This is a genomic window from Gemmatimonadota bacterium (genome assembly GCA_040882465.1).
Lineage (GTDB): Bacteria > Gemmatimonadota > Gemmatimonadetes > Longimicrobiales > Gaopeijiaceae > JBBEBG01.
In genome coordinates, this window is sequence record JBBEBG010000012.1 from 1 (window position 1) to 6001 (window position 6001).

Genomic DNA, 6001 nt, shown 5'->3' on the forward strand with positions numbered 1-6001 from the left:
GCCGGCGGAGCCCCTCGGGAGGAGTGCCCCGCGCCCCTCCCTCGCCTCGCGATCCTGAATTCGTAACGGGAAGGAAAGAGCTATGCGCGACAAGATCGTCCTCGCTTGTCCTACTTGCGAGGAGCGGAACTACAACCTTACGAAGAACAAGCGGCTCCATCCCGAGCGGGTGGAGTATAAAAAGTTCTGTCCTCGGTGCCGCCAGCACACGATGCACAAGGAGACGAAGTAGTCCGCATGGCTTCGAAGCTGAAACGGGCCGGGGATTTCCTCGAGGAAAGCTGGGGCGAGCTCCAGCGGGTGACCTGGCCGGACTGGCCGCAGCTCAGGAGCGCGACGCTCGTCGTGATCCTCTTCTGTATCCTGGTCGCCCTCGTCATCTGGATCATGGACACCGCGTCGAACGCGGTTCTTCGCCTCATCATGGGCATTTTCGGGGCGTGAGGGGCGCGATCATGGCCGAAGCCAGGTGGTATGCGGTTCAGAGCTACTCCGGACATGAGAACAAAGTCCAGAAGCTGATCCAACGGAAGATCGACGAGGAACCGGGGGAGACGCCCGAGGAGAAGGAGATCCAGGAGGTGCTCGTTCCGACCCAGGACGTGATGGAGATCCGGAACGGGAAGCGGGTGAGCGTGACGAAGCGCCTTTACCCGGGATACGTGCTGGTGCGGATGATCATGAACGAACGCACGCTGCACGCGATCAACAACATTCAGGGAGTGATCAAGTTCGTCGGATCGGGTACCGATCCGCAGCCCCTGAGGCAGGACGAGATCAACAAGATCCTCGGGATCGAGATCGAGGGGGAGGAGGAGCTTGAGGAAGAGGTCCCCTTCCACATAGGGCAGGTCGTGGAAGTCACGGCCGGGCCCTTCACGGACTTCTCCGGGACCGTTCAGGAAGTTTACCCGGACAAGGGAAAGGTGAAGGTGGAGGTGTCGCTCTTCGGCCGACCCACATCGGTCGAGCTCGACTTCACGCAGCTTCTGGGCTACTAGGGCTCTCGGCTCAACTCGCGCGACGCGCGACTAAGAAATAGGGCATGGCGAAAAAGGTCGTCGGTTTCATCAAGCTTCACGTCACGGGCGGGCAGGCGAACCCTGCACCCCCGGTCGGCCCCGCGCTCGGGCAGCACGGCGTGAACATCATGGAGTTCTGCAAGCAGTTCAACGCGGTGACCCAGCAGCAGCAGGGGATCACGGTGCCGGTGGAGATCACGGTCTATGGAGACCGCTCCTTCACCTTCATCACGAAGACTCCGCCCGCCGCGGTTCTCCTGCGTAGAGCGGCCGGATTGCAGAAGGGCTCGAGCGTCCCGAACCGCGACAAGGTCGCCACGGTCACGCGAGCGCAGCTCCAGGAAATCGCGGAAACGAAGATGAAGGACCTGAATACTCGGAATCTAGATTCGGCGATTCGCATGGTCGCGGGAACGGCCCGAAGCATGGGGATCGTCGTCGAAGGCTGACGATAGTGGGTTCGGAAGGTCGCAAAAAAAAGCGAAGGGACTATCCGGCGCATCCGCCGGCGTCCGTAGAACCACCCGATGTGAGCCGCCACGGGTGGGAGGACGAAACGGGACGGCTCGTGTGACATGCCCGCACAGGGAAAGAAGTTTCGCGACGCCAAGGCGAAGGTGCCACGGGGGGTCAGGCTCCCTCCGAACGAAGCGCTCGCGCTGGTGAAGGACCTCGCCTTCGCGAAGTTCGACGAAACCGTGGAGGTGGCGACCCGCCTCAGCGTGGACCCGAGGCAGGCGGACCAGATCGTTCGCGGAACCGTCGTCCTCCCCCACGGCACCGGGAAGACCTCTCGCGTCCTGGTGATCGCGCAGGGGGACAAGGCCCAGGAAGCCAAGGAGGCCGGAGCGGATTTCGTGGGGATCGAATACGTCCAGAAGATCCTCGAGGGGTGGCTCGACTTCGACGTCGCGGTGGCCACCCCCGACCAGATGGGGAAGGTGGGCCCGCTCGGACGGGTCCTCGGACCCCGCGGACTGATGCCCACCCCCAAGGCCGGGACCGTGACGATGGATATTGGACGCGCCGTCTCGGAGATCAAGGCCGGAAAGATCGAATTCCGCGTGGACAAGACGGGGAACGTGCACGCGCCCATCGGGAAGACTTCCTTCGAGCAGCAGAGCCTCGAGGAGAATCTCCATGCCTTCATGGAATCCATCGTCCGGGCGCGGCCCTCGGCGGCGAAGGGGGGCTACATCATGAGTGTCACCGTGTCGAGCACGATGGGCCCGGGCGTCCCGGTGGATGAAAACGTGTATCGGCGGAGGGCCAGCTGATGAAACGCACGAGCAAGGAGAGTTTCGTCACCGGCTTCCGCGACCGGGTGCGGTCCGCCCCGGTCTTTTACCTCACCGACTTCTCGGGCTTGGACGTGAAGTCCATGACCGAGCTTCGGCACCGGCTGCGCGCCGCCGGCGCCGAATATGTCGTCGTCAAGAACCGCCTCGTGTTGCGGGCGCTACGCGAGCTCGACCTCGAGCTCCCGGAGCTGGCCGAGCACCTGGCGGGTCCGACGGGCATCGTGATCGCCGGGGAGAGCCCGGTCGAGTCCGCCAAGGCGCTCGCGGAATTCGCGAAGGGCCACGAGGACCGTCCCGTCTTCAAGATCGGGCTCGTGGACAAGAACATCGTGGCAGCCGGGCAGTTCGCGCGCCTCGCCAAGCTTCCGCCGCGGGACGAGCTGCTCGCGCAGCTCGCCGGTGCGCTTCAGGCGCCGCTCGCCGCCTTTGTGGGAATCCTCGAGGCGAAGCTGCAGGAGGCCGCGGGCCTCCTCGAATCGCTCCGGGCGAAGAAGGAATCCGAGGAGAAGTAGGTCGAATCACCCCCCGGCGACACCGGGGTCCCCCAAGGAGAGTTCAGGATCATGGCTACGAATCAGGAGAAGCTCCTCGACACGATCGGGAACATGACGGTTCTCGAGTTGTCCGAGTTCGTCGAGGCGTTCAAGGAAAAATTCAATGTCACGGCGGCGGTGGCCGCCGCTCCCTCGGCCGCCGCGGCCGCGCCCGGTGCGCCGGCAGTCGAGGAGCAGGAGGAGTTCGAGGTGATCCTCCAGACCGTCGGTGACAAGAAGATCCAGGTCATCAAGGTCATCCGCGAGGTCACGAGCCTCGGGCTCAAAGAGGCCAAGGATCTCGTGGACGGCGCGCCTTCGACCGTGAAGGAGGCGGCCACGAAGGACGAGGCCGCCCAGATCAAGGCGAAGCTCGAAGAGCAGGGAGCCACGGTCACTCTGAAGTAGCGGCTTCACGGAACCGGGCCGGTCCGGGAGTGATTCCCGGCCGCCACGACCGAGCCGGGGGGACGGAGCCGTCCCCCCGGCACTTGCATCTCAACTCGTATCTCACGCCACCGGGTCCGTTCGCGGATCCGGGCTGATTCAAGGGGGACCCCGTTGGAGACTCGGAACGCTACCCGGCCGATCGTGAACTTCGCGAAGCTCGAGCCGGTTCTCCCGATGCCCGACCTCCTCGACGTTCAGCTCCGCTCCTTCGAGCAGCTGATCAAGAGGGAGGCGGATCCCGCGGAACAGTGGGATTTCAGCCTCGACCGGGTGTTCGGGGAGATTTTCCCGATCAGCGACGTCAACGAGAACTTCACTCTCGAATACGTGTCCGCGGAGCTCGGGGAGCCGAAGTATTCGGTCGAGGAATGCATCGAGCGGGACATGACCTTCGCGGCGCCGCTCAAGGCGGTTCTGCGTCTCATCGTCTGGGAGGACGTGGAGGACGATGAACGCCGCCCCCAAGATATCATCGAAAAAGAAGTCTACCTCGGGGATCTCCCTCTCCTGACCGACCTCGGCACCTTCATCATCAACGGCGCCGAACGGGTCGTGGTGAGCCAGCTGCACCGCTCGCCCGGCGTCGTCTTCGAGGAGGACACGCACCCGAACGGATCGCGCCTCCACAGTGCGCGGATCATCCCCTTCCGGGGCTCCTGGGTCGAGTTCACGATCGACATCAACGATGTCTGTTACGTCCATATCGACAAGAAGAAGAAGTTTCCCGCGACGGCCCTTCTGAGGGCTTTTGGTTGGGGAACGGTCGACGAGCTCTTCCGCCTCTTCCACAAGGTCAAGGCGGTGACGCTGAAGAAGTCGCACTTCCAGGCGAACTCCGAGCTCGAGGGACAGGTGCTCGCCGAGGACGTCGCGGATTCGAAGACCGGGGAAATCCTTCTGGAGCTCGGTGCGGACCTCACCGAAGAGGCGCTGAAGAAGCTCCAGCGGGCGGGCCGAAAGCGGATCAAGGTTTACGCGCCCCTGACTGACTCCGAGAGGGGTCAGAGCCAGATCGTAAAGCGCACGATCCTGAAGGACCCGACCCACTCCGAGGAAGAGGCGCTGTACGCGATCTATTCGCTCCTTCGTCCGGGAGAGGCACCGAACGTAGAGACGGCGCGGGAGGCCCTCGAGCGGGTCTTTTTCAACGCGAAGCGCTACGACCTCGGACGTGTGGGCCGCTACAAAATCAACCAGCGCCTCGGGCTCGACACGCCACGGAGCAAGACAGTTCTCACGCGGGAGGACTTCGTCGCGATCTTCAGCTACCTCATTGACCTGAACGAGGGGCGGGGCTTCACCGACGACATCGACCACCTCGGGAACCGGCGGGTCCGGACGGTCGGGGAGCTCATCGCGAATCAGCTCTCCGTGGGTCTCTCGCGGATGGCGCGGCTCGTGCGCGAGCGCATGTCCATCAACACGGACCCCGAAAAGATCTCGATCGACGACCTGGTGAACGCCCGGACGGTCTCCGCGGTGATCCAGGCCTTTTTCGGCTCGTCCCAGCTTTCGCAGTTCATGGACCAGACGAATCCGCTCGCCGAGCTCACGCACAAGCGGCGGGTCTCCGCACTCGGTCCCGGAGGGCTCTCGCGCGAACGCGCCGGGTTCGAGGTTCGGGACGTCCACTATTCTCACTATGGCCGTCTCTGCCCGGTCGAGACGCCGGAAGGACCGAACATCGGTCTCATCTCGTCGCTCACGACGAACTCGCGGGTCAACGAGCTCGGCTTCATCGAGACGCCCTACCGGAAGGTCGGGAAGGGGAAGGTCACCGCGGAGATCGAGTGGCTCTCCGCGAACGAGGAGGAGGAAGCCCGGATCGCGCAGGCGAACGCGCCCTTGGGTCCGGACGGATCCTTCAAGAACGAGTTTGTCCTCTGCCGCGAGCGGGGAGACTTCCCCCTCCTCCCCCCGGCGCAGATCGATTACATGGACGTCTCGACGGACCAGCTCGTCTCCGTCGCGGCGGCGCTCATTCCCTTCCTCGAGCACGACGACGCCAACCGCGCCCTCATGGGCTCGAACATGCAACGGCAGGCTGTGCCTCTGCTCACAGCAGATGCTCCTCTGGTCGGCACCGGGGTCGAGCAGCGCGCCGCCCAGGACTCCGGAGACATGGTCGTCTCCCCGGTCGTCGGCGAGGTGGTCGAAGTGACCGGCGACGAGATCGTGGTGAAGGAGAAGGACACCAACAAGAAGCACACCTTCCCCCTCGACAAGTTCAAGCGGTCCAACCAGGGCACCTGCATGAACCACAAGCCGTTGGTTCGCGAGGGTGACAAGGTCAAGGTCGGCGACGTCCTGGCCGACGGGCCATCGACCGATACCGGTGAGCTGGCCCTCGGCCGCAACCTGCTCGTGGCCTTCATGCCGTGGCAGGGGCACAACTTCGAGGACGCCATCATCATCTCCGAGCGTCTGGTCAAGGACGACGTGCTCACCTCGATCCACATCGAGGAGCACGAGCTCGACGCACGTGACACCAAGCTCGGGGCCGAGGAGATCACCCGGGACATCCCCAATGTCCCCGAGGAAGTCCTGGCCAACCTCGACGACGAGGGGATCATCCGTGTCGGCGCCGAAGTCGGCCCTGGCGACTACCTCGTCGGCAAGGTCACGCCCAAGGGTGAGACCGAGCTGACCCCCGAGGAGCGCCTGTTGCGCGCCATCTTCGGAGAAAAGGCCCGTG

At 64.0% G+C, this 6001-nt stretch carries 8 protein-coding genes; all 8 read left to right on the forward strand.

What is annotated here, in order from left to right; translation table 11 throughout:
• Window positions 1-82 precede the first annotated feature (82 nt).
• On the forward strand, window positions 83-232 hold the full coding sequence (gene rpmG, locus WEG36_03995; GenBank protein ID MEX1256763.1) for a 50S ribosomal protein L33: 150 nt from the start codon (window positions 83-85) through the stop codon (window positions 230-232).
• 5 nt (window positions 233-237) lie between these two features.
• Window positions 238-444, forward strand: coding sequence for a preprotein translocase subunit SecE (gene secE / locus WEG36_04000; GenBank protein ID MEX1256764.1), 207 nt, complete (start codon window positions 238-240; stop codon window positions 442-444).
• Between the two features lie 11 nt (window positions 445-455).
• Window positions 456-1001, forward strand: a complete 546-nt coding sequence (gene nusG, locus WEG36_04005; GenBank protein ID MEX1256765.1) for a transcription termination/antitermination protein NusG — start codon at window positions 456-458, stop codon at window positions 999-1001.
• A 44-nt stretch (window positions 1002-1045) separates the two neighbouring features.
• Complete coding sequence (gene rplK / locus WEG36_04010; protein MEX1256766.1) at window positions 1046-1471, forward strand: 50S ribosomal protein L11; 426 nt, start codon at window positions 1046-1048, stop codon at window positions 1469-1471.
• A 126-nt stretch (window positions 1472-1597) separates the two neighbouring features.
• Window positions 1598-2299: a 50S ribosomal protein L1 gene (rplA, locus tag WEG36_04015; protein ID MEX1256767.1), complete on the forward strand. Its 702-nt coding sequence runs from the start codon at window positions 1598-1600 to the stop codon at window positions 2297-2299.
• The gene (gene rplJ / locus WEG36_04020) at window positions 2299-2835 is read left to right on the forward strand and encodes a 50S ribosomal protein L10 (GenBank protein ID MEX1256768.1); all 537 of its coding nucleotides are present in this window, start codon (window positions 2299-2301) and stop codon (window positions 2833-2835) included. Before rplA ends, rplJ begins: the two co-directional genes overlap by 1 nt.
• Window positions 2836-2886: 51 nt before the next feature.
• A complete protein-coding gene (rplL, locus tag WEG36_04025) occupies window positions 2887-3264 on the forward strand; it encodes a 50S ribosomal protein L7/L12 (GenBank protein MEX1256769.1) in 378 nt (125 codons plus the stop codon).
• Window positions 3265-3417: 153 nt separating this feature from the next.
• Window positions 3418-6001 (forward strand): DNA-directed RNA polymerase subunit beta (rpoB, locus tag WEG36_04030; protein MEX1256770.1); only part of this gene is annotated, 2584 nt, incomplete at its 3' end.

Coding starts and splice junctions, on each gene's coding strand:
- rpmG (MEX1256763.1), top strand. CDS start 83: ATGCGCGACAAGATCGTCCTCGCTTGTCCTACTTGCGAGGAGCGGAAC.
- secE (MEX1256764.1), top strand. CDS start 238: ATGGCTTCGAAGCTGAAACGGGCCGGGGATTTCCTCGAGGAAAGCTGG.
- nusG (MEX1256765.1), top strand. CDS start 456: ATGGCCGAAGCCAGGTGGTATGCGGTTCAGAGCTACTCCGGACATGAG.
- rplK (MEX1256766.1), top strand. CDS start 1,046: ATGGCGAAAAAGGTCGTCGGTTTCATCAAGCTTCACGTCACGGGCGGG.
- rplA (MEX1256767.1), top strand. CDS start 1,598: ATGCCCGCACAGGGAAAGAAGTTTCGCGACGCCAAGGCGAAGGTGCCA.
- rplJ (MEX1256768.1), top strand. CDS start 2,299: ATGAAACGCACGAGCAAGGAGAGTTTCGTCACCGGCTTCCGCGACCGG.
- rplL (MEX1256769.1), top strand. CDS start 2,887: ATGGCTACGAATCAGGAGAAGCTCCTCGACACGATCGGGAACATGACG.